Raw genomic sequence first — 26427 nt, forward strand, 5'->3', positions numbered from 1 at the left:
CGGCGGGCTTTTTCAGCAAGCAAGTACCAGGCGCGCTTAGATAGGACGGCTGCCGTACTTGTTGTCAGGCTTCTTTGGTGGATCAGCCACCACGTTGGCCTCGACTTCCTGCACTTTGCCGCCTTTGGAGAGAAACTCCTCCATAGCGCGCGCCAGAGCATCACGCTCTTTGTTCTTGGCTTCGACGCTCGGCAGCTCATCGACTGAAATAGCAGCCTTGGCTTTGCCTTTAGCGGTCGGAGCAGGCGCATCGCCGCCATCGTCGTCAGCGACGTCTTCGGCCGCTGCTTCTAGACCTTCTTCGGTCTCGTCTTCGTCACCTACTTCGAGGTCGTCGTTTTCCAGATCATCGTCGCTCATGTTCTACCTCATGACTTGCGAAAAGCAGATTAGTTATAGCCCAGCTTCGCCCACTGTCGAAGGCCGCCGGAAAAAATTCATCATCCACTGGTAACCAGCGGCTTATGCCCCATCACCGTGCAAGGTGGCGAGGACTTTACGAACACCGCCATGATCACGATGCTCGCCTAGATAAACACCTTGCCAGCTACCTAACGCCAGTTGACCTGCCGTAATCGGCAAACTCAGCTGACAGCCAAGCAAGCTGGCCTTGAAGTGCGCCGGGAGATCATCCGCGCCTTCGTCCTCATGTTCATACCCGGCCATGCCTTGTGGGATCAGCCGATTGAAAAATTGTTCAAAGTCGCGACGTACCGCCGGGTCGGCGTTCTCGTTGATGGTCAACGACGCCGAGGTATGCTGCAGCCACAAATGCAACAGACCAACCCGACATGCCTTCAGTTCAGGCAGGCCGGCGAGTAACTCGTCCGTTACCAGATGAAAGCCCCGAGGCCTTGCCCGCAGGGTAATCAGAGTCTGTTGCCACATACAGTTCTCCGCACATTCGGGGCGCATTCTAGCGCGCTCTGGGAAAAAACAAAGGCCCTAATATTCCTTCCATCACGTAAGCCATTGGCCGCAGAAAAACACCCGTCGTAAACACGGCCAAAGCTGTAAGAAAAAACCTTTCAGCTGCTTCTTCAATGACAAAATCCGGACAAAAAAATGCCCGGCAAGCCGGGCAAGATTTTTATGCGCGTCTTACAAGTTGTAGCCGCGTTCGTTATGAAGTGCCAGGTCGATGCCGACAGCCTCTTCTTCTTCCGTGATACGCAGGCCCATGACAGCGTCCAGGACCTTAAGAATGATGAAGGTGGCGATTGCGGTGTAGATCACCGTGAAGCCCACGCCTTTGCATTGAATCCAGACTTGTGCGGCGATGTCGGTAACGGTGCCGAAGCCACCCAGGGACGGTGCAGCAAACACACCGGTCAGGATCGCGCCGAGAATACCGCCGATGCCGTGTACGCCGAAGGCGTCCAGGGAGTCGTCATAGCCGAGTTTGCGTTTCAGCGTGGTGGCGCAGAAGAAGCACACCACACCCGCTGCCAGGCCGATCACCAGAGAGCCCATCGGGCCTACGGTGCCAGCGGCCGGAGTGATTGCCACCAGACCGGCGACCACACCCGAAGCAATACCCAGTGCACTTGGTTTGCCGTGAGTGAGCCACTCAGCGAACATCCAGCCCAGCGCAGCGGCGGCGGTTGCGATCTGGGTAACCAGCATCGCCATACCGGCAGTGCCGTTGGCCGCAGCGGCGGAACCGGCGTTGAAGCCGAACCAGCCGACCCACAACATCGCGGCACCCATGAGGGTATAACCGAGGTTGTGCGGAGCCATCGGCGTGGTCGGAAAGCCTTTGCGCTTGCCCAATACCAGAGCCGCAATCAGACCGGCCACACCGGCGTTGATGTGCACCACGGTGCCGCCCGCGAAGTCGAGCACGCCCCAGTCGCCCAACAGCGAACCCGGACCGCTCCAGACCATATGCGCGATCGGCGCGTAAACCAGCGTGAGCCAGAGACCTGTGAACACCAGCATCGCGGAGAACTTCATCCGTTCAGCGAACGCACCGACGATCAGCGCCGGGGTGATGATCGCAAAAGTCATCTGATAGGTGACGAACACCGCCTCAGGGAACAGCGCCGCAGGCCCGGTAATACTGGCAGGCGTGATGCCGGCGAGGAAGGCCTTGGCGAAGCTGCCGACAAAGGAGTTGAGGTTGACGACGTTGACTTCCATCCCCGTGGTGTCAAACGCCATGCTGTAGCCATAAATGAACCACAGGATGGTGACCAGACCGGTAATGGCGAAGCACTGCATCATCACGGAAAGAACGTTTTTGGAGCGAACCATGCCGCCGTAAAACAGCGCGAGGCCGGGAATCGTCATGAACAGCACGAGGGCAGTAGAGATCAACATCCAGGCGGTATCGCCGGAGTTGAGGACTGGAGGCGCCACCGGATCTGCCGCCATGGCCAGGCCGGGCATTACGATGGACAACAGGGCTCCAAGCCCTGCGAATTTACGCAGAGTCATATTGTTTTCTCCTGGGGCGTTGGGTTTGTGGCGGCTTAGATTGCGTCGGTATCGGTTTCGCCGGTACGGATGCGAATCGCCTGTTCCAGATTGACCACGAAGATCTTGCCATCACCGATCTTGCCGGTATTGGCTGCCTTGGTTATCGCCTCGATAACCCGGTCAAGATCCTTGTCGTCAATGGCGACATCGATCTTCACCTTGGGCAGGAAATCGACCACGTATTCCGCGCCACGATACAGCTCGGTGTGACCCTTCTGCCGACCGAAGCCTTTGACTTCAGTAACGGTAATGCCCTGCACGCCGATCTCGGACAGCGACTCGCGTACATCGTCCAACTTGAACGGCTTGATGATGGCAGTGACTAGCTTCATGAAAACTCTCTCCCGAATTGGTGGACTTGCCCCAGGAAAACAAACCCGGCTCAAGTCTAAGCGCAGTGCCTGGCTTTGTAACGCATCGTTGGCCCTGCTCGGCCATCCCGACGCCCGCTAACCACTCCTGACGAAACACTTCCCCCGTTCCGCCCGGCGCACTGCATTCGTCACAGCGACTGCATCAGTGCATGGGTTACCAACGACTAAGCAGAAAGCTTGCCATCTCGTGAAAACCTACTGATTTCAATCCCTTGGTCGCTGCCGCAAGCGTCTCTTCACAATCTCTGCAGCAGATCCGCACAACAACGGTGCGCGACTGCACGCCAACATGCGCGAAAAACGTGCATCCCTGCCTGCGCAATTGACTATAGACACTGCGTGATACACTGCCGACCATCTGTTTCCAGGACACCTACCATGCTCGCGCCCAAAGACCTCCTCGACGCCCTGAGCGGCCATGCCTCCCGCCTGCTCAGCGGCGACGCCCCGCTGCCACGCACCGAAATCGAAAGCCAGTTCAAAGCCCTGCTTCAAAGCGGCTTCAGCAAGCTTGATCTAGTGAGCAGAGAAGAATTCGACAGTCAGATGGTGGTACTGGCGCGCACGCGGGCTCGGTTGGAGAGTCTTGAAGCAAAGGTGGCGGAGCTTGAGGCGAAGTTGGCACCGCCTGCGGAATAAAGTTGCCGTCGACCCACAGGTCCCCGCTCATCCTGTGGGAGTGTGGCTTGCCCGCGAATGACTGCGCTGCAGTCACCTTCTCACGTGGGCTGATACATCCTGTCTGGATTCAATCGCTGTAATCCTCCAGTTTCTACTCTTCGCTCAACTATCCTTCCAAAGCCGCAGGAAGCGGCTCTCGCACCATCAAGGAATGATCTATGTCTCTGGCCATCGTCCACAGCCGCGCCCAGGTGGGCGTGGAAGCGCCTGCAGTTACTGTCGAAGCTCATCTGGCGAACGGTTTGCCCTCTCTGACATTGGTGGGCTTGCCGGAAACGGCCGTCAAGGAAAGCAAAGACCGGGTGCGCAGTGCAATTCTCAATTCAGGCCTCGATTTTCCGGCTCGTCGAATAACGTTGAATCTCGCTCCCGCTGACTTGCCAAAGGACGGCGGGCGCTTTGACCTGGCGATTGCCTTGGGAATTTTGGCGGCCAGCGTACAGGTCCCAACATTGACGCTGGACGATGCGGAGTGTCTTGGGGAGCTGGCGTTGTCTGGCGCCGTACGGCCAGTGCGAGGGGTGCTGCCGGCGGCGCTCGCCGCACGCGATGCCGGGCGCATGCTAGTGGTGCCACGAGCCAATGCCGAAGAGGCTTGTCTGGCTTCGGGGCTTAAGGTGATCGCGGTCGATCATCTGCTACAAGTGGTCGCGCATTTCAACGGCCATACGCCTATTGAACCTTTTGTTTCCAGCGGCTTGCTGCACACGAATAAACCTTATCCCGACTTGAGTGAAGTTCAGGGGCAAATCGCCGCCAAACGAGCGCTGCTGATCGCCGCGGCAGGTGCGCATAACCTGTTGTTCAGCGGCCCGCCGGGCACCGGTAAAACCCTGCTGGCCAGTCGTTTGCCCGGTTTGCTTCCACCTCTGGATGAACATGAAGCGCTTGAGGTCGCCGCGATTCAGTCGGTCGCCAGCCATGTACCGCTGAGCCACTGGCCACAACGGCCGTTTCGCCATCCTCACCACTCGGCATCCGGCCCGGCGCTGGTGGGCGGAGGCTCAAAACCGCAGCCAGGGGAAATCACCCTCGCCCACCATGGCGTGCTTTTTTTGGACGAATTGCCTGAGTTCGACAGAAAGGTTTTGGAGGTTTTAAGAGAGCCCCTGGAGTCCGGCGAAATTGTCATTGCCCGAGCCCGAGACCGGGTACGTTTCCCCGCACGCTTCCAATTGGTGGCTGCGATGAATCCCTGCCCGTGCGGCTATCTCGGCGAGCCCAGCGGACGTTGTCGCTGCACACCGGAACAGATTCAGCGCTATCGCAACAAACTCTCCGGCCCTCTGCTGGATCGCATCGACCTGCACCTGACCGTCGCCCGCGAAGCCACTGCGCTCAACCCCACGCAGCAACCCGGCGATGACACCGCCAGCGCCGCCTTACTGGTGGCCACCGCTCGCAGTCGGCAACAACGGCGTCAGGGTTGTGCCAATGCCTTCCTCGACCTGCCAGGCCTGCGCCAACACTGCAAGTTATCCACAGTCGACGAGCACTGGCTTGAGACGGCATGCGAACGGCTGACCCTGTCTTTGCGGGCCGCGCATCGACTGCTCAAGGTGGCCCGCACGCTGGCGGACCTTGAGCAGGTTGAAATGATCAGTCGCAGTCATCTGGCTGAAGCGCTGCAGTATCGGCCGGCAGCCAGTTAAACCGTTGTCATCCCTTTAGAAGATCCACCAACGGCGTCTGCCGCACTTCGGTTCGCGTCCATGTCGAGGTTGGCGGAATCCAGCGAGCGATGGGCGAAAACGGTGCTGCCACTGATCACAACCTGGCTTCAGCTCAGGCGCTCGACGTCTGGAAGCTCCATCGCCTGGACTTCGCCCTGAAGAAAATCGCTGAGCCTGCGCAAACGCTCACCTCCGGGACGGGTTTTCGGCCAGACCAGGTAATAGTTCTCTCCACTGGCGACGGCAGTCGGCCACGGCAGACTCAACCGCCCTTGAGCAACATCTTCGGCCACCATCAGCAAATCGCCCATGGAAACACCGTAGCCACGGGCAGCGGCAATCATGCCCAGTTCCAGTGTGTCAAAGACCTGGCCGCCCTTGAGCGACACCTGTTCAGAGAGGCCCATGCGCTCCAGCCAATTGCGCCAATCGCGACGGTCCGGCGTCGGGTGCAGCAGCTCGGCGCGGGCCAATCGCGCGGCGTCCCATGGCTGATCGCTCAACAGGTTCGGCGCGCCCACCGGGATCAGTAGTTCGGGGAACAGATAGCTGGCCTCCCAATCCGGCGGAAAATGCCCGTTACTCAGCAGCACCGCGCAATCGAAGGGCTCCTGATTGAAGTCCACGGAATCGACATCCATCCAGGCGCTGGTCAGTTGCACCTCGTTACCCGGCTGCAAATGCCGAAAACGACTGAGGCGCGCCAGCAGCCAGCGCATGGTCAAGGTTGACGGGGCCTTCATGCGCAGGACGTCGTCTTCGGCGCGCAAGGTATTGCAGGCTCGCTCCAGCGCCGAGAAACCTTCCCGTACCCCGGGTAGCAGCAGACGCGCGGCCTCAGTCATTTGCAGATTGCGGCCGCTACGTTGAAACAGGCGGCAGGCGAAATGCTCTTCCAACGTGCGAATGTGCCGGCTGACTGCGCTCTGGGTAATCGACAACTCCTCTGCCGCACGGGTAAACGAGCTATGCCGCGACGCCGCTTCAAAAGCGCGCAAGGCGTAAAGAGGAGGAAGACGACGGGACATGAGGAAAGCTCCTATAGCGTGAGATGAAAAACCCTACCAGAATCACCGCAGCATGAGTTTTTATCATGCCAGCAATCGTTTTTATCCCTTTGTGCATACGCCTGAGAGCGCCGAGAATCAACCCTTCCTCGTTCCTCTGAATAATCGAGTGTGATGATCATGCAGCATCCAGCACGTATCGAACTCCGGGCCATCCTGCGGCTGGCTGGGCCGCTGATCGCCTCGCAGTTGGCGCACATGCTGATGGTGCTCACCGACACGCTGATGATGGCCAAAATAAGCCCTGAAGCGCTGGCCGGTGGCGGTTTGGGCGCCGCCAGCTATACATTTGTGTCGATCTTCTGCATTGGTGTGATTGCCGCAGTCGGGACCTTGGTCGCCATTCGCCAGGGCGCAGGCGACATTGAAGGCGCCACCCGCCTGACCCAGGCCGGGCTCTGGCTGGCTTGGCTGATGGCGCTGGTGGCCGGTCTGCTGCTGTGGAACCTCAAGCCCGTTCTGCTGCTGTTCGGCCAGACTGAAACCAACGTTCACGCGGCCGGTCAGTTCCTGCTGATCTTGCCGTTCGCCCTGCCCGGCTATCTGAGCTTCATGGCCTTGCGTGGATTCACCAGCGCCATCGGCCGCGCCACACCGGTGATGATCATCAGCCTCGGCGGCACCGTGGCCAACTTCCTGCTCAACTATGCGTTGATCACCGGCATGTTCGGTCTGCCGAAGCTCGGTCTTATCGGGATTGGCCTGGTCACGGCGATTGTCGCTAATTGCATGGCACTGGTGCTGGCCTGGCATATCCGTCGGCATCCGGCCTACGACGCTTATCCGTTGCGTCAGGGTCTATCGCGGCCAAACCGCCAGTACCTGCGCGAACTATGGCGTCTGGGGCTGCCAATCGGTGGCACCTATGCGGTGGAAGTCGGCCTGTTTGCGTTCGCCGCGCTGTGCATGGGCACCATGGGCAGCACGCAACTGGGGGCGCATCAGATCGCCCTGCAGATTGTCTCTGTGGCGTTTATGATTCCGGCGGGTATTTCCTACGCGATCACCATGCGCATTGGTCAGCACTATGGCGCCGGGCAACTGCTCGATGCACGCCTGACCGGTCGGGTAGGGATCGCCTTCGGTGGGGCCGCGATGCTCGGTTTCGCCATGGTGTTCTGGCTGTTGCCGAACCAGCTGGTGGGGCTGTTCCTCGACCAGAACGACCCGGCCTTTCGCGACGTGATCAATCTGGCCGTGAGCTTGCTGGCGGTAGCTGCCTGGTTCGAGCTGTTCGATGGCACGCAGACGATCGCCATGGGCGCAATTCGCGGGCTCAAGGACGCCAAGACCACCTTCCTGGTTGGTCTGGGTTGCTACTGGCTGATCGGCGCGCCAGCCGCGTGGTTGATGGCCTTTACCCTCGGCTGGGGGCCGACTGGTGTCTGGTGGGGGCTGGCGCTGGGGCTGGCCTGTGCGGCGGTGAGCCTGACGCTGGCGTTCGAATGGAAGATGAAGCGGATGATCAAACGCGAGCCGCCAGAGCCGGAGCTGCAGTTTCGGGTGGCTCAGCCGGATTAGATCGCATTGAGTTCGCAGGCGGTCGTTGTGGGAGCGGGCTTGCTCGCGAAAGCGATGGTCGCTTAGCGCATTCGTCGCCTGAGATGACGTCTTCGCGGGCAAGCCCGCTCCCACACTCTTTACGCTTGGATCACCGACTGTTGGCTGGTGCCGAACTTCAAGTATTCGACCAACTCAACCAACGGCAACGGCTTGCTGATCAGGTAACCCTGAACCTGATCGCAACCGAAGCCACGCAGTAATGCAAGCTGCTCCGGTGTTTCGACGCCTTCGGCCACCACTTCAAGGTTGAGGTTGTGGGCGAGGTTGATCATCGCGTGGACCAGTTTGCGGTTCTCTTCGCGCTGCTCCATGCCACCGACAAAGCTTTTGTCGATCTTCAGCAGCGCAATCGGAAGGCTGTTGAGGTGCACGAACGAAGAGAAGCCGGTGCCGAAGTCGTCCAGTGAGAAACGCACCCCCAAACGGCCCAGCGCATCCATGGTCTGCTTGACCAGATCACTGCGACGCATCACCGCGGTTTCCGTCAGTTCGAATTCCAGCCATTGCGCCTCAACGCCACGTTCGGCAATCAGTCGGCTCAAGGTCGAGAGCAACTGACTGTCCTGAAACTGCCGGAACGACAGGTTGACCGCCATGTGCAATGGTGGCAGGCCACGCTCGCGCAGGGCCTGCATATCCCGTAGGGCGCGGGAAATCACCCAATAACCGAGTGGCACAATCAAACCGCTTTGCTCGGCCAGCGGTACAAATTCGCTCGGTGGTAACAGGCCTCGCTCGCCATGTCGCCAGCGTACCAACGCCTCGAGGCCAACAATCTGCCCGTCATCAAGGTTCAACCGTGGCTGGTAATGCAGTTCCAACTCATCACGACGCAAGGCACGACGCAGTTCACTTTCGAGATCGGCGAGGCTTCGGGCGTTGCGATTGATGCGCTCATTGAAGATGTGAAAGGTGCAGCCCTGGGTGCTTTTGGCCTGCTGCATGGCGATATGCGCGTGCCACATCAGCGGGTCGGCACCGGCCCGGGCGCGGGCATAGGCAATACCCAGGCTGCAGCCGATCAGCAGGCTTTCGCCATCGACCCAATAGGGTTCGGACATGGCTTCGGTAATGCGCTCAGCCATCCACTCGGCACGCTGCGGTGCACGGCGGGTATCGATCAGCAAAGCAAATTCATCGCTGCCCAAGCGCGCCAGTTGATCACCGGCCTCCAGCTGGCTTTTGAGCCGCGAGACCACTTGCAGGATCAGCCGGTCGCCGGCCTGATGACCGAGGGCATCGTTGGCGTGACGAAAGTTGTCGAGGTCCAGGTGGCCCAGCGCGAGACCACGGCCTTCATTCTCGGCAAGACGGGCTGCCAACAAGGTCTGAAAACCCTGGCGATTGGCGATGCCGGTCAGCGGGTCCTGTTCAGCCAAGCGTTGCAGGGTGTTTTCCAGCACACCGCGTTCGCGAACGTGGCGCAGGCAACGGCGCAAGGTAGCGATATCCAGCACATCGCGGACCAACCAGTCGCTGACACCGTCCGGCGCAACAACCGGCTCATGCTCCAACAGCAATACCGTTGGCAAACTGCAGCGACCCGGAGCGGGTTGCAGTGCTGGAATCGTCAACAACACCGCCGTGCGGTCGTCATCGAACAAACTACTGACTGACTCCCAGCTCGGCGCACTGATCAGCACAGCCGAGCTCCCCATCGGAGCCAGACACTCGCGCAACAACGCTGCCCACGCTGGCTCTTCGGCCAGTAGCAGCAAACGCAAGGGTTCGACAGGCGTAGACAAGCTAACTCCCTAGACGCTGCAAAAGATGTTGGCGGCGGCCATTATGACGTGCTGATAAACAATGCCAAATGCTACTGATTATCAAACGCAAACTTATACCACTCAAACACAAACATTAGACGCAATTTCATTGCGCATCCTGCGGGAAAGTATCAAAACCGGCAAATTTAGATCGAGTGTTGCGTCACAAGTCGCAGAGGAGCAGCAGAATCTTTCCAGCCTGTTAAAATGCCCGCCCATTTCGCAAGCGACTTCCGTCCCCGTCATGTCCCGACTCAATCCCCGGCAGCAAGAAGCCGTGAACTACGTCGGCGGCCCTCTTTTGGTGCTCGCCGGCGCAGGCTCCGGCAAGACCAGCGTGATTACCCGAAAAATCGCCCATCTGATCCAGAGCTGCGGCATCCGTGCCCAGTACATCGTCGCCATGACCTTTACCAACAAGGCAGCGCGGGAGATGAAAGAGCGAGTCGGCAGCCTGCTGCGCGGCGGCGAAGGTCGCGGGCTGACCGTGTGTACGTTCCACAATCTGGGACTGAACATCATCCGCAAAGAACATGCGCGGCTGGGCTACAAGCCAGGGTTCTCGATTTTCGACGAGACCGACGTCAAATCCTTGATGACCGACATCATGCAGAAGGAATACTCGGGCGACGACGGCGTCGACGAGATCAAGAACATGATCGGCTCGTGGAAAAACGAGTTGATCCTGCCGCCCGAAGCCCTGGAAAACGCGCGCAACCCCAAGGAACAGACCGCAGCCATCGTCTACACCCACTATCAGCGCACGCTCAAAGCCTTCAACGCGGTGGACTTCGACGACCTGATCCTGCTGCCGGTAAAACTGTTCCAGGAGCACGCTGACATCCTGGAAAAATGGCAAAACAAAGTCCGCTACCTGCTGGTGGACGAATACCAGGACACCAACGCCAGCCAGTATTTGCTGGTGAAGCTGCTGATCGGCAAGCGTAACCAGTTCACCGTGGTTGGCGATGATGACCAGTCGATCTACGCCTGGCGCGGCGCACGCCCGGAAAACCTGATGCTGCTCAAGGACGACTATCCGTCCTTGAAAGTGGTGATGCTCGAGCAGAACTACCGCTCCACAAGCCGTATCCTGCGCTGCGCCAACGTGCTGATCTCGAACAACCCCCACGAATTTGAAAAACAGCTGTGGAGCGAGATGGGGCACGGTGATGAGATCCGCGTGATCCGCTGCCGCAACGAAGACGCCGAAGCCGAACGCGTGGCCGTGGAACTCCTCACCCTGCACCTGCGTACCGACCGGCCATACAGTGATTTCGCGATTCTTTATCGTGGTAACTACCAGGCCAAGCTGATCGAGCTGAAGCTTCAGCATCACCAGATCCCCTATCGTCTGTCCGGTGGCAACAGCTTTTTCGGACGTCAGGAAGTGAAAGACCTGATGGCCTACTTCCGCCTGCTGGTGAACCCGGACGACGACAACGCCTTCCTGCGGGTGATCAACGTCCCACGCCGGGAAATCGGCTCGACTACCCTGGAAAAGCTTGGCAACTACGCCACTGGGCGCAAGATCTCGATGTACGCCGCCACCGAGGAAATCGGTCTTGGCGAGCATCTGGACAGCCGCTTCACCGACCGCCTGGCGCGCTTCAAACGCTTCATGGACCGCGTGCGTGAGCAGTGTGCGGGAGAGGACCCGATTTCCGCCCTGCGCAGCATGGTCATGGACATCGATTACGAGAACTGGCTGCGCACCAACAGTTCCAGCGACAAAGCTGCTGACTACCGCATGGGCAACGTCTGGTTCCTGATCGAGGCGCTGAAGAACACCCTGGAAAAAGACGAAGATGGCGAGATGACCATCGAAGACGCCATCGGCAAACTGGTCTTGCGCGACATGCTCGAACGTCAGCAAGAAGAGGAAGACGGCGCCGAAGGCGTGCAGATGATGACCTTGCACGCCTCCAAGGGCCTGGAATTTCCCTACGTGTTCATCATGGGCATGGAGGAGGAAATCCTCCCTCACCGCTCCAGCATTGAAGCCGACACCATCGAAGAAGAACGCCGTCTGGCCTACGTCGGAATTACCCGAGCCCGCCAGACTCTGGCCTTCACCTTCGCTGCCAAGCGTAAGCAATATGGCGAGATCATCGACTGTGCGCCGAGCCGCTTCCTCGATGAACTGCCGCCGGACGACCTGGCCTGGGAAGGCACCGACGACATCCCTACCGAAGTCAAAGCCGTTCGCGGCAATACCGCATTAGCGGACATACGCGCGATGTTAAAGCGCTAGAATCGATTACTTTTTAACCGAACACTTTTTAACAGAGCTCAGGCGCACAAGGCGTCAAAAGAGGGAAGTTCCGTGGAAGCACTGCACAAGAAAATTCGCGAAGAAGGCATCGTGCTTTCCGATCAAGTCCTGAAAGTCGACGCCTTTCTGAACCACCAGATCGACCCGCAATTGATGAAGCTGATCGGCGACGAATTCGCCACGCTGTTCGCAAATTCGGGCATCACCAAGATCGTCACCATCGAAGCCTCAGGTATTGCTCCGGCGATCATGACCGGCCTGAATCTCGGTGTGCCGGTGATTTTCGCCCGCAAGCATCAGTCCCTGACCCTGACCGAAAACCTGCTGTCGGCGACCGTGTACTCGTTCACCAAGCAGACAGAAAGCACCGTGGCGATTTCCCCACGACACCTGACCAGCAGCGACCGCGTGCTGATCATCGATGACTTCCTGGCCAACGGTAAGGCCTCGCAAGCGCTGATCTCGATCATCAAGCAAGCCGGCGCCACAGTGGCAGGCCTGGGTATCGTGATCGAGAAATCGTTCCAGGGCGGCCGTGCTGAACTGGACTCGCAGGGTTATCGTGTTGAATCCCTGGCTCGGGTGAAATCCCTGGCGGGCGGCGTTGTGACGTTTATCGACTGATCTGCCACACCACACAACACTGTGGGAGCGAGCCTGCTCGCGATGAGGCCATAACATTCAATATCTATGTTGACTGTTACACCGCTATCGCGAGCAGGCTCGCTCCCACATTTGATCTTCGCTGGTAGTTATTGAGCGGTGGCCTTTAGACCCGCCAACAGCAAGCGCTGGAACAGATCCTCGCGCAGGCCTTCGGGCTTCATCAGTTGCATCCGTTCAAGATGCGCGGGGAAAGCCTCAGGCTCCGGCGCATCCAGCGCAGCCTTGCCCAGTTCAAGAATTTCCGTGAGCTTGAACTTGCTCTTCAGCCAGTTGAGCGCCCGCAACAGATCACGCTCCTCGCTGCTGAAATCACTGCCCAGCGGATACTCCGGAAACAGCTGCGGATGCCGCGCCTGAATCGCCTGCAAACGCTGTGGGCTGTTGTCGGCGAAACGTGGATCAAGACGGAAGTCCTTGGGCAACTTGCCGACTTTCTGCGCCTGCTCGATCAAGCCCTGCTGGAAGCGCGAATCGCTGATATTCAACAACGCCTCGATCACCGTCGAGTCGGTCTTGCCGCGCAGGTCGGCGATGCCGTATTCGGTCACCACGATGTCACGCAGATGCCTCGGGATCGTGCAGTGACCGTACTCCCAGACAATGTTCGAGCTCACATCTCCGCCTGATTCGCGCCAACTGCGCAGGATCAGAATTGAACGCGCGCCTTCCAGCGCATGGCCTTGGGCAACAAAGTTGTATTGCCCACCGACACCGCTGATTACCCGCCCATCCTCCAGTTGATCCGCCACCCCGGCACCGAGCAAGGTCATGGTGAAGGCACTGTTGATGAAGCGTGCATCCTGGCGCTGCAAGCGTTTGAGCTGTTCGTTGCCGTATAGCTCATTGATGTAGCTGATGGCGGTCATGTTGAATTCGGCCAGCTTGCTCAACGGCAACTCGCGTAAGCGCTGATAGAAACTGCGCGGGCCAAGGAAGAACCCACCATGTACCGAGATCCCCCCAGGCTCGGCCGCTTCATCCAGCATTCCGGCATTCGCCTGCTCTTGCAGCGCGACATCCGGGTAAACCTTGCGTCGCACGATTCCAGCATCGGCCAGAACCAATAGCCCGTTGACGAACATTTCGCTACAACCGTAAAGCCCTTTGGCGAAGGACTCGACGCCCCCTTCCCGCTCGATCAGGCGCTGCCAGTGAGTGACATTGATATCCGCCAACAGTGCTCGATAACCGTCGTTATCCGCCTGCCGCGCCAGCAGTGCGGCGGCCAGGGCATCGCCCATGGAGCCGATGCCGATCTGCAAGGTGCCGCCATCGCGCACCAACGTACTGGCATGCAGCCCGATGAAATGGTCCTGGAAGCCCACGGGCATATTCGGTGTGGAAAACAGCGTCGTGCTGTCCTCCTCGTCGATCAGCAGATCGAAAGCATCACTGCCGATTTCTGCATGGCCCGGCATGTAGGGCAGGTCGCGGTGAACCTGGCCGAGCATCAGAATGGTTTCTCCCGCCGCGCGCCGCTTGGCGATCATCGGCAGCAAGTCGAGCGTGATGTCCGGGTTGCAACTCAAGCTCAAGCGATCCGCCTGCAATGGATCACGAGCGACCAATTGCGCGACAAGGTTCAAACCAGCGGCATTGATGTCCCGCGCGGCATGGCTGTAGTTGCTGCTGACGTAGTCCTGTTGAGCGGGCGGGCTGTTGAGCAAACTGCCCGGCTGCAAGAAGAACTGCTCTATACGGATATTGGCGGGCAGGCTGTCGCGGTGCAGATCAGCGAGAAAATCCAGCTCTGGATAATCACCGAATACCCGCTCGATAAAGGGCTCAAGAAAGCGCCGTTGCAAACCATCGCCCAGGGTTGGACGGCCGAGGCTCAAGGCCGTGTAGATCGTCAGTTGCCGCTCGGGCAGCTGCGCAATGCGTTGGTACAGCGCGTTAACAAAAATATTGGGTTTGCCCAGACCCAGCGGTAGGCCCATATGAATATGCGCCGGCAAACGCGTGAGTACGTCATCGACCGCGTGCTCGATTGAACAGGACTGCACCATCTGACCCTCCGTGGACCCGCCTTGAATTGGGTTGGCCCGAGCTTGCCGGGTCTTTGCTGCAAAGAACAGTCTTGCGGCTAAATCTCAGGCACAAAAAAGCCGCTCGCAAGCGGCTTTTTCGCGGAAGATGAAGCTTATTTCAAGCCAGACATCTTCGAGATTGCGCCTTTGATCTCGGCATCGGAGCAATCAGCGCAAGTGCCTTTTGGCGGCATCGAATTGATACCGGTAATGGCTTTAGCCAGCAGACCGTCAAGACCGCCTTGTTCTTTGGCGCGCTTGCCCCAGTCAGCAGCGTCGCCGATTTTTGGCGAGCCCAGCAGGCCGGTGCCGTGGCAAGCATTGCAATGCTTGGCAATCACGTCGTCGGGAGTTTTCGCACCGCCGCCGCCCGCCGAAGCCGCGACTTCCATCCCCTTGCACTCTTGACCTTGCACACAGACCTGGCCGACTGGTTCAAGGCGTTTAGCGATATCGTCGTTGGTCGCAGCTTGAGCGCTGACTGCCCAAAGGGCCAATACGGTTGCTGGTGCAGCCAGCATTTTCATAATTAGGTTCACGCGTACACCCTCAATGGTGGCTAGTCACGCCCACGGCCACGGTTCGCAGGCGGGCGCAAGTATAACGGTTAGCCCGCCACACTGAAACAACCCTAAAGTCGAAGGGGGATTAGTCGTGGCGAAAACCAACCAGGGCGCCTCCGCAAACCTTGCTGGACGCCTCTTTTCTTAGAAGTTCGCTGGCGTGGCTGCGCTGATTAGTCGCGCCGGCGCATCGAACGGATTACGGAAACGGTGCGGCTTGGTGCTTTCGAAGTAGTAGCTGTCACCGGCTTCGAGCACGAATGTCTCAAGCCCCACCACCAACTCCAGTCGACCTTCCAGGAGAATCCCGGTCTCCTCACCCTCATGGGTGAGCATTTCGCCGCCGGTATCGGCACCTGGTGGGTAAATTTCGTTGAGAAAAGCGATCGCCCGGCTCGGATGAGCCTTGCCGACCAGCTTCATGGTGACCGCGCCATCGGAAATATCGATCAGCTCGTGGGCTTTGTAGACGATCTGAGTCGGCTTCTCCTGGAGGATTTCTTCGGAAAAGAATTCGACCATGGACATGGGGATACCACCAAGAACCTTCCTCAGCGAACTGATCGAGGGGCTGACGCTGTTTTTCTCGATCATCGAAATGGTGCTATTGGTGACGCCCGCGCGCTTGGCGAGCTCACGCTGGGAAAGACCTTTCAGTTTACGGATGGATTGCAGTCGTTCACCGACGTCCAATGCATTAGCCTCCCAGGATTCAGGTTGTATGGATATTGAACGTTATCATGGCGACAGCGTTCAGTATTTACAACACTTGGACCTGAATCCTGTTCAGGAAGGCGACTTCCGGTAAAGCGGACTGCCCGTTAGTTACCGGAATAGAGCAGTGGCACTCGGCGCAGGTTGCAGAAAATCTGATAAGGGATGGTGTCGGCGGCCATCGCCACTGTGCTTGCGAAGATGTTTTTGCCCCACAACTCGACCGTCGAACCAAGACCAGCCTGCGGCACATCGGTCAGGTCAATGCACAACATATCCATCGATACCCGCCCAAGCAGCTGACTGCGCTGCCCGGCCACCAACACTGGCGTACCGGTAGGCGCCTGGCGCGGATAGCCGTCGGCATAGCCCATGGCAACCACACCGATACGCATCGGCTTCTGGGTGATGAATTTCGCGCCATAGCCCACCGGCTCGCCGGCTGGCAGTTCACGCACGCAGATCACCTTCGATTCCAGGGTCATCACCGGCTGCAAACGCGCGGCCACCGCGTTGGCTTCTTCAAACGGAGTCGCGCCGTAAAGCATGATGCCCGGGCGCACCCAGTCACTGGGAATGTTCGGCCAACCGAGAACGGCCGGCGAGTTGCGCAGGCTGACCTGAGCCGACAAACCCTGGCGAGCGGCTTCAAAAACTGCGACCTGCTCGGCACTGCGGGTGCAATCGAGCTCATCGGCGCGGGCGAAGTGGCTCATCAGGACGATCTTGGCCACTTTGCCGCTGGCCAGGAGTCGTTGATAGGCCGCTTGATAATCCGCCGGATGCAGTCCGACACGGTGCATGCCCGAGTCGAGCTTGAGCCAGATGGTCAGAGGCTTGGCCAGTGCGGCTTTCTCGATCGCCTCGAGCTGCCACAGCGAATGCACCACACACCAGAAATCATGCTCGACAATCAGCGCCAGCTCATCAGCCTCGAAAAATCCTTCGAGCAGCAACACGGGTGCACGAATACCGGCCGCACGCAGTTCCAGCGCTTCTTCGATACAGGCCACAGCAAAACCGTCAGCCTCAGCTTCCAGCGCCTGGGCGCAGCGCACCGCGCCATGGCCATAAGCATCGGCTTTAATCACGGCGAGAGCCTTGGCTCCCGACAATTCGCGGGCCAGCTGGTAGTTGTGACGCAGAGCTTGAAGATCGATCAGGGCACGGGCAGGACGCATGGCGGCAGACTTCTAGTAGGCGGTCATGAGGAAAAAAAACCGGCGCTGGCTGACAGCGTGAACCACCAACAGCACCGGGAGAGGGATCGTTGTTACTTAAAGCGTTACTTAAGGCAGAGCGGCCACAACCGACAGCTCAACCAGAATTTCCGGCTCGCAGAGCTTGGCTTCGACGGTTGCACGGGCAGGCGCCACGCCTTTTGGCAGCCACTTGTCCCAGACACTGTTCATGCCAGCAAAATCAGCGTCGACGTCTTTCAGGTAAATCGTCACCGACAGCAAACGGCTCTTGTCGGTACCGGCCAGATCCAGCAAACGCTCGATATTGGCGAGGGTTTCACGGGTCTGCTGTTCAATCCCGGCGCTCATATCGTCGCCGACCTGCCCTGCCAGATACACGGTACTGCCATGAACAACGATCTGGCTCATGCGGTCATTGGTGAGCTGGCGCTGGATTGACATGTTTAGCTGACTCCTTGGGATTGTTACCGTAACGAGAAATATCGAGGCCTTCGGCGCTGATCTGCGGCGATTTCTTCGCCATCAGGTCAGCCAGCAAGCGACCAGAGCCACAGGCCATGGTCCAGCCAAGCGTGCCGTGACCCGTGTTCAAAAATAGATTGCGGAACGGCGTGGCACCGACAATCGGAGTGCCGTCCGGCGTCGTCGGACGCAGGCCGGTCCAAAAACTGGCCTGGGACAAATCACCGCCCTGAGGATAAAGGTCGTTGACAATCATCTCCAGGGTTTCGCGCCGGCGTGGGTTGAGCGACAGGTCAAAACCGGCGATCTCAGCCATGCCACCGACACGAATGCGATTGTCGAAACGGGTGATCGCGACCTTGTAAGTCTCGTCGAGGATAGTCGAAGTCGGGGCCATCGCCGCGTTGGTGATCGGCACGGTCAAGGAGTAACCCTTGAGCGGGTACACCGGTGCCTTGATGCCCAGCGGCTTGAGCAACTGCGGCGAGTAACTGCCGAGTGCCAGCACATAGCGGTCAGCGGTTTCCAGCTTACCGTCGATCCACACGCCATTGACGCGCTCACCAGCATAGTCGAGGCGCTGAATGTCCTGACCGAAGCGGAATTCCACACCCAATTTCACGGCCATTTCGGCCAGGCGGGTAGTAAACATCTGGCAGTCACCGGTTTGGTCGTTCGGCAGGCGCAAGGCACCGGCGAGGATGTCGGTGACGCTGGCCAGTGCAGGTTCGACGCGGGCAATGCCAGCGCGGTCGAGCAGTTCAAAAGGTACGCCAGACTCTTTGAGTACCGAGATGTCTTTCGCCGCACCGTCAAGTTGCGCCTGAGTGCGGAACAGTTGGGTAGTCCCCAGGCTGCGGCCTTCGTAGGCAATGCCGGTTTCGGCGCGCAGTTCGTCGAGGCAGTCACGGCTGTACTCGGACAGGCGGACCATGCGCTCTTTGTTCACTGCGTAGCGGCTGGAGGTGCAGTTGCGCAGCATCTGCGCCATCCACAGGTATTGGTCGATGTCGGCGGTGGCCTTGATCGCCAGCGGCGCGTGGCGCTGCAACAGCCACTTGATCGCCTTCAGTGGCACACCCGGCGCAGCCCACGGCGAGGCATAACCCGGAGAAACCTGTCCGGCGTTGGCGAAACTGGTTTCCATGGCAGCGGCCGGCTGACGGTCGACGACCACCACCTCAAAGCCGGCCCGAGCCAGATAGTAGGCACTGGCGGTACCGATGACGCCGCTACCCAAGACCAGAACGCGCATTTTCATATCCCTCATCGCGGCTTACCGCTGACGTTTGTTGTTCAGAGCGAAGTTGCGCGCAGTGTAAAAAAAATTTGCCAGTGCTTTTCACTATATAAGTGCCTATATTTGGCGAGAATTCTCGGCAAAAACCCTTTTCACGGAGGCGCATCCCCTATGCGTACCAATACCCAGAGCAAACGCGAGCTGGACAAGATCGACCGCAACATCTTGCGCATCCTGCAGGCGGACGGGCGCATTTCCTTCACCGAGCTGGGGGAAAAGGTCGGCCTGTCGACCACGCCCTGTACCGAGCGGGTGCGTCGTCTGGAGCGCGAAGGGATCATCATGGGCTACAACGCCCGGCTCAACCCCCAGCACTTGAAGGCCAACCTGCTGGTATTCGTCGAGATCAGCCTCGACTACAAATCCGGCGACACCTTCGAAGAGTTCCGACGGGCCGTGCTGAAGCTGCCTCACGTTCTGGAGTGTCATCTGGTGTCAGGCGACTTCGACTACCTGGTGAAAGCACGGATTTCCGAGATGGCGTCGTACCGTAAATTGCTGGGCGACATCCTGCTCAAGCTCCCCCATGTGCGGGAGTCGAAGAGCTATATCGTGATGGAAGAAGTGAAAGAGAGTTTGAGTCTGCCGATTCCGGATTGAAGGGTTATCCGAAGATAGTGGTCGCCTGTGCGGGCGCCATAGCGAGCAAGCTCGCTCCCACACGGGATCAATGTCGTACACAAATCCGTGCCCACTAAAGATCTAATGTGGGAGCGAGCCTGCTCGCGATGGTGGCGGCTCGGTTGACCGGGATAAGCCGCTATCAGACCAACACTTGCCGCGTGCTAGCCATGTACTCATGAATCTGCTTCTCGACCCGCGGGTGAATCAGCTCCACTGGCCCCCGACCATTGGGGCATGGCAAGGTCTTTGTGGTGCCGAACAGACGGCAGATCAGCGGTCGCTCCTCGTACACTGTGCAACCGTTGGGGCCCAGGTGGACGCAATTGAGTTCATCCATCGCTGCGTCCTGCTCGGCCCGGGTCTTGCGCGGCAGGCGGGACATTTCTTCGGGTGAGGTAGTTACCGGACCACAGCAGTCATGGCAGCCGGGTACACACTCGAACGAGGGGATCTGCTGCCGAAGAGTGCGGATTTTCTGGCTGTTGCAGCTCATCGAAGCGGTTACCGGGAAAGTGGATGGATTGGGATTTTGCCTTAAAAGCCACGTTCCAGACAGCGCCAGCCGACCAGTGTTGCCGATTCTGAAAGGTCCGGCTTATGCTCCGTAAAGTTTTCCAAACACAATAATCAGGATCACGCACATGAATGCCCGTGCTCAGCAACCTGTCCCGAGCAACCAGCATACCGCCTCTTACTACGCCTCCAGCAGCCTGCCACAGCCCGACCACCCGGTGCTCACAGGCGAGTTGCAGGCCGACGTGTGTGTGGTCGGGGGCGGTTTTTCCGGGCTGAACACGGCGATAGAACTGGCCGAACGCGGCCTCAGCGTGGTGCTGCTGGAAGCGCGCAAAATCGGTTGGGGCGCCAGTGGGCGTAATGGTGGGCAGTTGATTCGCGGTGTCGGTCATGGCCTCGATCAGTTCGCCAACGTGATCGGCACGGACGGCGTACGCCAGATGAAGCTGATGGGCCTGGAAGCCGTAGAGATCGTCCGCCAACGTGTCGAGCGTTTTCAGATTGCCTGCGACCTGACCTGGGGTTATTGCGATCTGGCCAACAAACCCCGCGATCTTGAAAGATTCGCCGAGGACGCCGAAGAACTGCGCAGCCTCGGTTATCGTCACGCAACCCGCCTGCTGCAAGCCCATGAAATGCGCAGCGTGGTCGGCTCCGATCGCTATGTCGGCGGTTTGATCGATATGGGCTCAGGGCATCTGCATCCGTTGAATCTCGCGCTGGGCGAAGCCGCCGCCGCGCAGCAACTCGGCGTGCGGCTGTTCGAGCAATCGGCTGTCACCCGAATCGATTACGGCCCTGAAGTCAACGTTCACACAGCCCAAGGCTCGGTCCGCGCCAAGACCTTGGTGCTGGGCTGCAACGCCTACCTCAACGAACTCAACCCGCAACTCAGCGGCAAAGTGCTCCCCGCCGGCAGCTACATCATCGCCACCGAACCCTTGAGCGAAGCCCTGGCCCATTCATTGCTGCCACAGAACATGGCGGTCTGTGATCAACGGGTAGCGCTGGATTACTACCGCCTCTCGGCGGACCGGCGTTTGCTGTTTGGCGGTGCTTGTCACTATTCCGGGCGCGACCCACAGGACATCGCGGGTTACATGCGGCCGAAAATGCTGGAAGTGTTCCCACAACTGGCCGGGGTGAAAATCGACTATCAGTGGGGCGGAATGATCGGCATCGGCGCCAATCGCCTGCCGCAGATCGGACGACTCAAGGACCAGCCAAATGTGTATTACGCCCAGGCCTATTCAGGTCATGGCGTAAACGCCACGCACCTGGCCGGCAAGCTGCTGGCCGAAGCCATCAGCGGCCAGCAAAGCGGCGGCTTCGATCTGTTCGCCAAGGTGCCGCACATCACCTTCCCCGGTGGCAAATACCTGCGTTCACCGCTGCTGGCGCTGGGGATGTTGTGGCATCGGCTCAAAGAACTGACGTAAATAATCGTGAGGCCGACGCATTCCTTGTAGCAGCTGGCGAAGCCTGCGTCCGGCTGCGTAGCAGTCGCAATCCGGTTACCCCGATCTACCTTCAGATTCGTGGTGCTAGGTTTCACGACTGCTTCGCGGCCGACGCAGCCTGGCAGCAGCTGCTACACAGGGATGTGTTTCACGCCCTAAATCCGCCAAAAGGGTTTGAGCCCCTCCTCCCGCGCCTGCTCACGACTCAAGCCAACATCGCGTAACTGCTCGGCCGTCAGGTCGAGCAAGGCTTTGCGGGTGTGCAGGCGATGCCAGAACAGACCCCAACGGCTCAGGCCGGACGGGACGTTGCGCATAGTCGCCGCACGTGACCCTTTCTCTTGCCCTGCCACTAATTCCTGACTGTGTAACGCGAGCCGCACATCGCTCAAGCCGTTCATTTTTCTGCTCCTGTTTACTTGGGTAGCCATGAGCAGACATGATGCGCGGACGTCCGAAACCATTACAGATTCAAAGCATTGGTATTATTTCCATACAGAACTTCCAATCGTGGCACTGAATCTTGTATTTTTGCGCCATCTGTACTGGTTCCCTGCATTGATCCCATCGAGGCCTCGCCATGACCCTTTACGTCAATCTCGCCGAATTGCTGGGTACGCGTATCGAACAGGGCTTCTATCGCCCTGGTGACCGGCTACCCTCGGTGCGGGCGTTGAGCGTCGAACACGGAGTCAGCCTGAGCACCGTGCAACAGGCGTATCGGATGCTGGAAGACAGTGGCCTGGCCACGCCGAAGCCCAAATCCGGCTACTTTGTCCCCATTGGGCGCGAGCTGCCTGAGTTGCCGGCGATTGGTCGCCCCGCCCAACGACCTGTGGATATTTCCCAGTGGGATCAGGTACTCGAATTGATCCGTGCCGTGCCCCGCAAAGACATCATACAGATGGGCCGCGGTATGCCGGACTTGACCACACCGACCCTAAAACCGTTGCTACGCGGCTTGGCCCGGATCAGCCGTCGGCAGGACATGCCTGGTCTGCATTACGACAACATTTACGGCACCCTGGAATTGCGCGAACAGCTCGCCCGCTTGTTGCTCGACTCGGGCTGCCAGCTAAGTGCGAGCGAACTGGTGATCACCACCGGCTGCCATGAGGCGCTGTCCACCAGCATTCGCGCCACGTGCGAGCCAGGCGACATCGTCGCCGTGGACTCGCCGAGTTTTCACGGCGCCATGCAGACCCTCAAGGGCCTGGGCATGAAAGCCCTGGAAATCCCCACTGATCCGCTCACAGGGATCAGCCTCGATGCCCTTGAGCTGGCGCTGGAGCAATGGCCGATCAAGGCCATACAGTTGACTCCCAACTGCAATAACCCACTGGGCTATATCATGCCGGAGTCGCGCAAGCGGGCCTTGCTGACGCTGGCTCAGCGCTTCGACGTGGCGATCATCGAGGACGATGTGTATGGCGAACTGGCGTACACCTACCCGCGTCCACGGACCATCAAATCCTTCGACGAAGACGGTCGCGTCCTACTCTGCAGTTCGTTCTCGAAAACTCTGGCGCCGGGCTTGCGCATCGGTTGGGTGGCGCCGGGCCGTTATCTGGAGCGGGTGCTGCACATGAAATACATCAGCACCGGTTCCACCGCACCGCAGCCACAGATCGCCATTGCCGAATTCATCAAGGCCGGGCATTTCGAACCACATTTGCGGCGCATGCGCACCCAGTACCAGCGTAACCGCGATTTGATGATCGACTGGGTCAGCCGCTATTTCCCCGCCGGCACCCGCGCCAGCCGCCCACAAGGCAGCTTCATGCTGTGGGTCGAACTGCCCGACGGCTTCGACACCTTGAAACTGAATCGTGTATTGCTCGAACAGGGCGTACAGATCGCCGTCGGCAGTATCTTTTCGGCCTCGGGCAAATATCGCAATTGCCTGCGAATGAACTACGCTGCCAAACCGACTGCGCAGATTGAAGAGGCAGTACGCAAGGTGGGGACTGCGGCGATCAAACTGCTGGCCGAATCCGATGGCGCCGTCGACTGACCGTTGACCGCAAGCCAGCGTCCATATGACGACAACCGCCGCCAATCGGGACGAGCCGACTTGAGATCCAGACGAGCACTGCCCTTTCTTTTGTTGTTCGTCCTGACCTTGGGCGGTTGCGCCACCTTCGATGTGCCGCGCGAGCCCAGTCAGGCCTTGCCTGCGACAGACTCAGTATTTGGCCGCTCGATCCAGGCCCAGGCGGCGCCCTACCAGGGTCAGTCCGGTTTCCGCCTGCTGTCCAACAGCACCGAAGCCTTCATGGCCCGCGCCGAGCTGATCCGCAACGCCCAGAGCAGCCTCGACTTGCAGTACTACATCGTCCATGACGGCCTCAGCACACGGATGCTGGTGGAAGAGCTGCTCAAGGCGGCCGATCGCGGTGTGCGCATCCGTATTCTGCTGGATGACACCACCAGCGATGGCCTGGATCAGATTATTGCCACCCTCGCCACCCACCCGCACATCCAGATTCGGCTGTTCAACCCGCTGCACCTGGGCCGAAGTACCGGCGTGACTCGAACCCTGGGTCGGCTGTTCAATCTGTCACTGCAACATCGGCGGATGCACAACAAGTTGTGGCTGGCGGACAACAGCGTGGCCATCGTCGGCGGGCGCAATCTAGGCGACGAGTATTTCGATGCCGAACCTGATCTGAATTTCACCGATATCGACATGCTCAGTGTCGGCCCGGTCGCCGAGCAGCTCGGACACAGCTTCGACCAATACTGGAACAGTGCTCTGAGCAAACCGATTGACGAGTTTCTCTCGAGCAAACCGTCTGCCAAGGACTTGGCCAACACCCGGCTGCGATTGAAGGAGTTCCTGGTCGAAGCCCGGCAACAGAACCAGGCGCTGTATCAGCGACTGATGACTTATCGAACCAAACCACGCCTGGATATCTGGCGCAAAGAGTTAATCTGGGCCTGGAGTCAGGCGCTGTGGGATGCACCGAGCAAGGTCTTGGCCAAAGACGAGCCGGACCCTCAGTTGCTGCTCACCACCCAACTGGCCCCGGTGCTCCAAGGCGTCAGCAAAGAGTTGATAATGATCTCGGCCTACTTCGTTCCCGGTCAGCCGGGTCTGGTGTATCTGACCGGGCGCGCTGACGCCGGGGTCTCGGTGAGCTTGCTGACCAACTCACTGGCAGCCACCGATGTGCCGGCAGTGCATGGTGGTTACGCACCCTATCGCAAAGCCCTGCTGGAACATGGCGTGAAGATCTTCGAGCTGCGGCGCCAACCTGGAGAGCATGGTGGCAGCGGACCCCATCCATTCCAAAGCGGCTCGTACCGCAGCTCTGACTCTAGCCTGCACAGCAAAGCGATGATCTTCGACCGGCAGAAGTCCTTCATCGGCTCATTCAATTTCGATCCGCGCTCTGTACTGTGGAACACCGAAGTCGGCGTGATGGTCGACAGCCCGGAGCTGGCCGGGCATGTCCGCGCGCTGGCCCTGCAAGGTATGGCACCGGCCCTGAGTTATCAGGCCCGACTGGAGAATGGCCACGTAGTCTGGGTCACTGAAGACAACCATCAACTGCATACCCTGACCCGTGAGCCGGGGAGCTGGTGGCGACACTTTAGCGCCTGGCTCAGTACCACCGTTGGCCTGGAGCGGATGCTTTAAACCGCCTCGGCAACCGTACCAAACGCCCCTTGGCGCGACACAAGAATCACCAACCCTAAAGCCCCTGCCGCCATTAACAACGGTAAGGCATGCCCGCTGATCCATTGGCTGCCCGCTCCTGCCGCCAACGGTCCGATCAGGCAACCGATGCCCCATAGCTGCGCGACATGGGCATTGGCGCGGACCAGCGCATCATCGCGATAGCGCTCGCCGATCAGAATCAACGACAAGGTGAACAACCCGCCGGCACTGGCACCAAACAGCACCCACAGTGGCCAGATCAGCAAGGTATCGATCAACAGCGGAATCGCCAGGCTCGACAGCAGCAAGACCATTGCACAACCGGTAAACAGCGTACGACGCGACAGCCTATCCGCCAGTGCGCCAATCGGCAGTTGCAATAATGCATCGCCCACCACCACGGTGCTGACCATCGCCAGGGCCATTTCCGCGGTGAAGCCCTGGCGCAAACAATAGACCGGCAACAAGGTCAGGATCATTGCCTCGAACGCGGCAAACAGCGCCACCGCCCAGGCAATTGCCGGCAACCCACGACAAAAGCCCAGCAAGTCCCTCAGGGTCACACTGAAAGCCTCGCTGGTCGGCGCTCCACTGCGACCCAGCAGCAGGAACGGCGAGACCACCAGCAGCCCGACGCCGACCCAGAAACCAAAATCGCTTTCGGTCCCAAGAACGCCCAGCAGCAACGGCCCGGACAGTTGGCTCAAGGCATAACTGCTGCCATACAGCGCCACCAACCGTCCTCGCCATTGTTCCACCACCAACTGATTGATCCAGCTCTCACCGAGGATGAAGACAATGGTCAGGATGACTCCGATCATCAGGCGTAGCGCCAGCCAGATCGGGTAGCTTGGCAACAGCGCCAACAGGCCAATCGAGACTGCTCCAGCCCACAAACACAAGCGCATCAAAGCCGCAGTTCCGAAACGCGCCGCCAGGCGACTCGAGATCTTGGCGCCGAGGAGTACGCCAACCGCCGGCATCGCCGCCATCACACCAATGGCAAACGAGCCATAGCCCCAGCTTTCAAGCCGCAGCGACACCAGCGGCATGCTGACGCCCAGCGCCAGACCGACACTCAAGACAGACGCCAATACGGCGAAATAAGTCGCCCAACGCATTTCCACGCTCCTGTGGATAATTATTCTTCGGGACCCGAAACAACACAGCCGGACTTCCTTGAAGGAAAGCCCGGCTGTGAAATGGATCCGGCTCCTGGCTATATACCGTTGCCAGCGCTTCGCACTGGATCGCGGGCAAGGACTAGGCGTCCCCTGCTCCTACAGGGACATCGCAATATCCGTAGGAGCGAGGCTTGCCCGCGATGACGTCATCACAGACGGTAC

General features: G+C 59.2%; 24 protein-coding genes. 9 read left to right on the plus strand and 15 right to left on the minus strand.

Translation table 11 applies throughout. The annotated features are described in order from the left end of the window. Positions 1 to 36: 36 nt before the first annotated feature. The 4 genes from sutA to glnK all read right to left on the minus strand — a co-directional run bounded on the left by sutA (position 37) and on the right by glnK (position 2813). The gene (sutA, locus tag ACZYSM_RS04940) at positions 37 to 360 is read right to left on the minus strand and encodes a transcriptional regulator SutA (protein ID WP_489069422.1); all 324 of its coding nucleotides are present in this window, start codon (positions 358 to 360) and stop codon (positions 37 to 39) included. A 102-nt stretch (positions 361 to 462) separates the two neighbouring features. After that, on the minus strand, positions 463 to 888 hold the full coding sequence (locus ACZYSM_RS04945; RefSeq protein WP_489069424.1) for a secondary thiamine-phosphate synthase enzyme YjbQ: 426 nt from the start codon (positions 886 to 888) through the stop codon (positions 463 to 465). Between the two features lie 213 nt (positions 889 to 1101). Next, positions 1102 to 2439, minus strand: a complete 1338-nt coding sequence (locus tag ACZYSM_RS04950; protein WP_489069426.1) for an ammonium transporter — start codon at positions 2437 to 2439, stop codon at positions 1102 to 1104. A gap of 35 nt (positions 2440 to 2474) precedes the next feature. Beyond that, positions 2475 to 2813 (minus strand): P-II family nitrogen regulator, encoded by a 339-nt coding sequence (gene glnK, locus ACZYSM_RS04955; RefSeq protein ID WP_002555808.1) that lies wholly within the window; start codon positions 2811 to 2813, stop codon positions 2475 to 2477. A gap of 420 nt (positions 2814 to 3233) precedes the next feature. Here glnK and ACZYSM_RS04960 point away from each other — a divergent pair, with 420 nt between their 5' ends. Then, entirely contained in the window at positions 3234 to 3494 is a 261-nt protein-coding gene (locus ACZYSM_RS04960; protein WP_489069428.1) for an accessory factor UbiK family protein, read from the plus strand. Positions 3495 to 3694: 200 nt separating this feature from the next. After that, positions 3695 to 5188 carry a YifB family Mg chelatase-like AAA ATPase gene (locus tag ACZYSM_RS04965; protein ID WP_489069430.1) on the plus strand — a complete coding sequence of 498 codons (1494 nt, stop codon included), beginning with the start codon at positions 3695 to 3697 and terminating at the stop codon, positions 5186 to 5188. A 128-nt stretch (positions 5189 to 5316) separates the two neighbouring features. Here the strand turns inward: ACZYSM_RS04965 and ACZYSM_RS04970 are convergent, their stop codons facing one another. Then, a complete protein-coding gene (locus ACZYSM_RS04970) occupies positions 5317 to 6237 on the minus strand; it encodes a LysR substrate-binding domain-containing protein (protein WP_489069432.1) in 921 nt (306 codons plus the stop codon). A gap of 159 nt (positions 6238 to 6396) precedes the next feature. On the opposite strand from ACZYSM_RS04970, the gene ACZYSM_RS04975 reads away from it, so the two are divergent. Then, on the plus strand, positions 6397 to 7797 hold the full coding sequence (locus ACZYSM_RS04975; protein WP_489069434.1) for a NorM family multidrug efflux MATE transporter: 1401 nt from the start codon (positions 6397 to 6399) through the stop codon (positions 7795 to 7797). A gap of 119 nt (positions 7798 to 7916) precedes the next feature. Here ACZYSM_RS04975 and ACZYSM_RS04980 read toward each other — a convergent pair whose 3' ends face one another. After that, positions 7917 to 9584: a putative bifunctional diguanylate cyclase/phosphodiesterase gene (locus ACZYSM_RS04980; protein WP_489069436.1), complete on the minus strand. Its 1668-nt coding sequence runs from the start codon at positions 9582 to 9584 to the stop codon at positions 7917 to 7919. 265 nt (positions 9585 to 9849) lie between these two features. Between ACZYSM_RS04980 and rep the strand changes: the two genes are divergently transcribed. Then, a complete protein-coding gene (gene rep / locus ACZYSM_RS04985; protein WP_489069438.1) occupies positions 9850 to 11859 on the plus strand; it encodes a DNA helicase Rep in 2010 nt (669 codons plus the stop codon). 72 nt (positions 11860 to 11931) lie between these two features. Next, positions 11932 to 12504: a xanthine phosphoribosyltransferase gene (locus tag ACZYSM_RS04990; RefSeq protein WP_489069440.1), complete on the plus strand. Its 573-nt coding sequence runs from the start codon at positions 11932 to 11934 to the stop codon at positions 12502 to 12504. Between the two features lie 128 nt (positions 12505 to 12632). Here ACZYSM_RS04990 and ACZYSM_RS04995 read toward each other — a convergent pair whose 3' ends face one another. From ACZYSM_RS04995 to dadA, 6 genes are all read right to left on the minus strand, one after another. Beyond that, complete coding sequence (locus tag ACZYSM_RS04995) at positions 12633 to 14555, minus strand: acetyl-CoA hydrolase/transferase C-terminal domain-containing protein (RefSeq protein ID WP_489069442.1); 1923 nt, start codon at positions 14553 to 14555, stop codon at positions 12633 to 12635. A 134-nt stretch (positions 14556 to 14689) separates the two neighbouring features. Continuing rightward, positions 14690 to 15115, minus strand: coding sequence for a c-type cytochrome (locus ACZYSM_RS05000; protein ID WP_489069444.1), 426 nt, complete (start codon positions 15113 to 15115; stop codon positions 14690 to 14692). A gap of 168 nt (positions 15116 to 15283) precedes the next feature. Beyond that, positions 15284 to 15832 (minus strand): cupin domain-containing protein, encoded by a 549-nt coding sequence (locus ACZYSM_RS05005; protein WP_489069446.1) that lies wholly within the window; start codon positions 15830 to 15832, stop codon positions 15284 to 15286. A gap of 128 nt (positions 15833 to 15960) precedes the next feature. Then, positions 15961 to 17034, minus strand: a complete 1074-nt coding sequence (alr, locus tag ACZYSM_RS05010; protein ID WP_489069448.1) for an alanine racemase — start codon at positions 17032 to 17034, stop codon at positions 15961 to 15963. Between the two features lie 108 nt (positions 17035 to 17142). Further along, positions 17143 to 17496 carry a RidA family protein gene (locus ACZYSM_RS05015; protein WP_489069450.1) on the minus strand — a complete coding sequence of 118 codons (354 nt, stop codon included), beginning with the start codon at positions 17494 to 17496 and terminating at the stop codon, positions 17143 to 17145. Continuing rightward, positions 17468 to 18772 (minus strand): D-amino acid dehydrogenase, encoded by a 1305-nt coding sequence (gene dadA, locus ACZYSM_RS05020; protein ID WP_489069452.1) that lies wholly within the window; start codon positions 18770 to 18772, stop codon positions 17468 to 17470. The genes ACZYSM_RS05015 and dadA overlap by 29 nt, the downstream gene beginning before the upstream one ends. A gap of 156 nt (positions 18773 to 18928) precedes the next feature. Between dadA and ACZYSM_RS05025 the strand changes: the two genes are divergently transcribed. Then, positions 18929 to 19417, plus strand: coding sequence for an Lrp/AsnC ligand binding domain-containing protein (locus ACZYSM_RS05025; protein ID WP_489069454.1), 489 nt, complete (start codon positions 18929 to 18931; stop codon positions 19415 to 19417). A gap of 163 nt (positions 19418 to 19580) precedes the next feature. Here the strand turns inward: ACZYSM_RS05025 and ACZYSM_RS05030 are convergent, their stop codons facing one another. Further along, positions 19581 to 19934 (minus strand): YkgJ family cysteine cluster protein, encoded by a 354-nt coding sequence (locus ACZYSM_RS05030; RefSeq protein ID WP_489069456.1) that lies wholly within the window; start codon positions 19932 to 19934, stop codon positions 19581 to 19583. A 148-nt stretch (positions 19935 to 20082) separates the two neighbouring features. Between ACZYSM_RS05030 and ACZYSM_RS05035 the strand changes: the two genes are divergently transcribed. After that, on the plus strand, positions 20083 to 21396 hold the full coding sequence (locus tag ACZYSM_RS05035; RefSeq protein ID WP_489069458.1) for an NAD(P)/FAD-dependent oxidoreductase: 1314 nt from the start codon (positions 20083 to 20085) through the stop codon (positions 21394 to 21396). A gap of 176 nt (positions 21397 to 21572) precedes the next feature. Here ACZYSM_RS05035 and ACZYSM_RS05040 read toward each other — a convergent pair whose 3' ends face one another. Continuing rightward, positions 21573 to 21818 (minus strand): DUF1127 domain-containing protein, encoded by a 246-nt coding sequence (locus tag ACZYSM_RS05040; protein ID WP_489069460.1) that lies wholly within the window; start codon positions 21816 to 21818, stop codon positions 21573 to 21575. A 179-nt stretch (positions 21819 to 21997) separates the two neighbouring features. Here ACZYSM_RS05040 and ACZYSM_RS05045 point away from each other — a divergent pair, with 179 nt between their 5' ends. Together ACZYSM_RS05045 and ACZYSM_RS05050 are read left to right on the plus strand one after the other, a co-directional pair. Continuing rightward, on the plus strand, positions 21998 to 23431 hold the full coding sequence (locus ACZYSM_RS05045; protein ID WP_489069462.1) for an aminotransferase-like domain-containing protein: 1434 nt from the start codon (positions 21998 to 22000) through the stop codon (positions 23429 to 23431). A 60-nt stretch (positions 23432 to 23491) separates the two neighbouring features. Beyond that, positions 23492 to 25060 carry a phospholipase D family protein gene (locus ACZYSM_RS05050; protein WP_489069464.1) on the plus strand — a complete coding sequence of 523 codons (1569 nt, stop codon included), beginning with the start codon at positions 23492 to 23494 and terminating at the stop codon, positions 25058 to 25060. On the opposite strand, the gene ACZYSM_RS05055 is transcribed toward ACZYSM_RS05050, so the two are convergent. Further along, positions 25057 to 26202 carry an MFS transporter gene (locus ACZYSM_RS05055; RefSeq protein ID WP_489069466.1) on the minus strand — a complete coding sequence of 382 codons (1146 nt, stop codon included), beginning with the start codon at positions 26200 to 26202 and terminating at the stop codon, positions 25057 to 25059. The two genes, ACZYSM_RS05050 and ACZYSM_RS05055, sit on opposite strands and share 4 nt — an antisense overlap. Between the last annotated feature and the right edge of the window lie 225 nt (positions 26203 to 26427).

Source organism: Pseudomonas sp. F220, assembly GCF_057813935.1.

What these genes read in the sequence shown, in the direction of transcription:
- ACZYSM_RS04995 (WP_489069442.1), bottom strand. Translation starts at nt 14,555, where the DNA reads ATGGTGCAGTCCTGTTCAATCGAGCACGCGGTCGATGACGTACTCACG.
- ACZYSM_RS04950 (WP_489069426.1), bottom strand. Translation starts at nt 2,439, where the DNA reads ATGACTCTGCGTAAATTCGCAGGGCTTGGAGCCCTGTTGTCCATCGTA.
- ACZYSM_RS05045 (WP_489069462.1), top strand. Translation starts at nt 21,998, where the DNA reads ATGACCCTTTACGTCAATCTCGCCGAATTGCTGGGTACGCGTATCGAA.
- rep (WP_489069438.1), top strand. Translation starts at nt 9,850, where the DNA reads ATGTCCCGACTCAATCCCCGGCAGCAAGAAGCCGTGAACTACGTCGGC.
- ACZYSM_RS05035 (WP_489069458.1), top strand. Translation starts at nt 20,083, where the DNA reads ATGAATGCCCGTGCTCAGCAACCTGTCCCGAGCAACCAGCATACCGCC.
- ACZYSM_RS04960 (WP_489069428.1), top strand. Translation starts at nt 3,234, where the DNA reads ATGCTCGCGCCCAAAGACCTCCTCGACGCCCTGAGCGGCCATGCCTCC.
- alr (WP_489069448.1), bottom strand. Translation starts at nt 17,034, where the DNA reads ATGCGTCCTGCCCGTGCCCTGATCGATCTTCAAGCTCTGCGTCACAAC.
- ACZYSM_RS05025 (WP_489069454.1), top strand. Translation starts at nt 18,929, where the DNA reads ATGCGTACCAATACCCAGAGCAAACGCGAGCTGGACAAGATCGACCGC.
- ACZYSM_RS05055 (WP_489069466.1), bottom strand. Translation starts at nt 26,202, where the DNA reads ATGCGTTGGGCGACTTATTTCGCCGTATTGGCGTCTGTCTTGAGTGTC.
- sutA (WP_489069422.1), bottom strand. Translation starts at nt 360, where the DNA reads ATGAGCGACGATGATCTGGAAAACGACGACCTCGAAGTAGGTGACGAA.
- ACZYSM_RS04965 (WP_489069430.1), top strand. Translation starts at nt 3,695, where the DNA reads ATGTCTCTGGCCATCGTCCACAGCCGCGCCCAGGTGGGCGTGGAAGCG.
- ACZYSM_RS04975 (WP_489069434.1), top strand. Translation starts at nt 6,397, where the DNA reads ATGCAGCATCCAGCACGTATCGAACTCCGGGCCATCCTGCGGCTGGCT.
- glnK (WP_002555808.1), bottom strand. Translation starts at nt 2,813, where the DNA reads ATGAAGCTAGTCACTGCCATCATCAAGCCGTTCAAGTTGGACGATGTA.
- ACZYSM_RS05030 (WP_489069456.1), bottom strand. Translation starts at nt 19,934, where the DNA reads ATGAGCTGCAACAGCCAGAAAATCCGCACTCTTCGGCAGCAGATCCCC.
- ACZYSM_RS05015 (WP_489069450.1), bottom strand. Translation starts at nt 17,496, where the DNA reads ATGTCAATCCAGCGCCAGCTCACCAATGACCGCATGAGCCAGATCGTT.
- dadA (WP_489069452.1), bottom strand. Translation starts at nt 18,772, where the DNA reads ATGCGCGTTCTGGTCTTGGGTAGCGGCGTCATCGGTACCGCCAGTGCC.
- ACZYSM_RS04945 (WP_489069424.1), bottom strand. Translation starts at nt 888, where the DNA reads ATGTGGCAACAGACTCTGATTACCCTGCGGGCAAGGCCTCGGGGCTTT.
- ACZYSM_RS05040 (WP_489069460.1), bottom strand. Translation starts at nt 21,818, where the DNA reads ATGAACGGCTTGAGCGATGTGCGGCTCGCGTTACACAGTCAGGAATTA.
- ACZYSM_RS04970 (WP_489069432.1), bottom strand. Translation starts at nt 6,237, where the DNA reads ATGTCCCGTCGTCTTCCTCCTCTTTACGCCTTGCGCGCTTTTGAAGCG.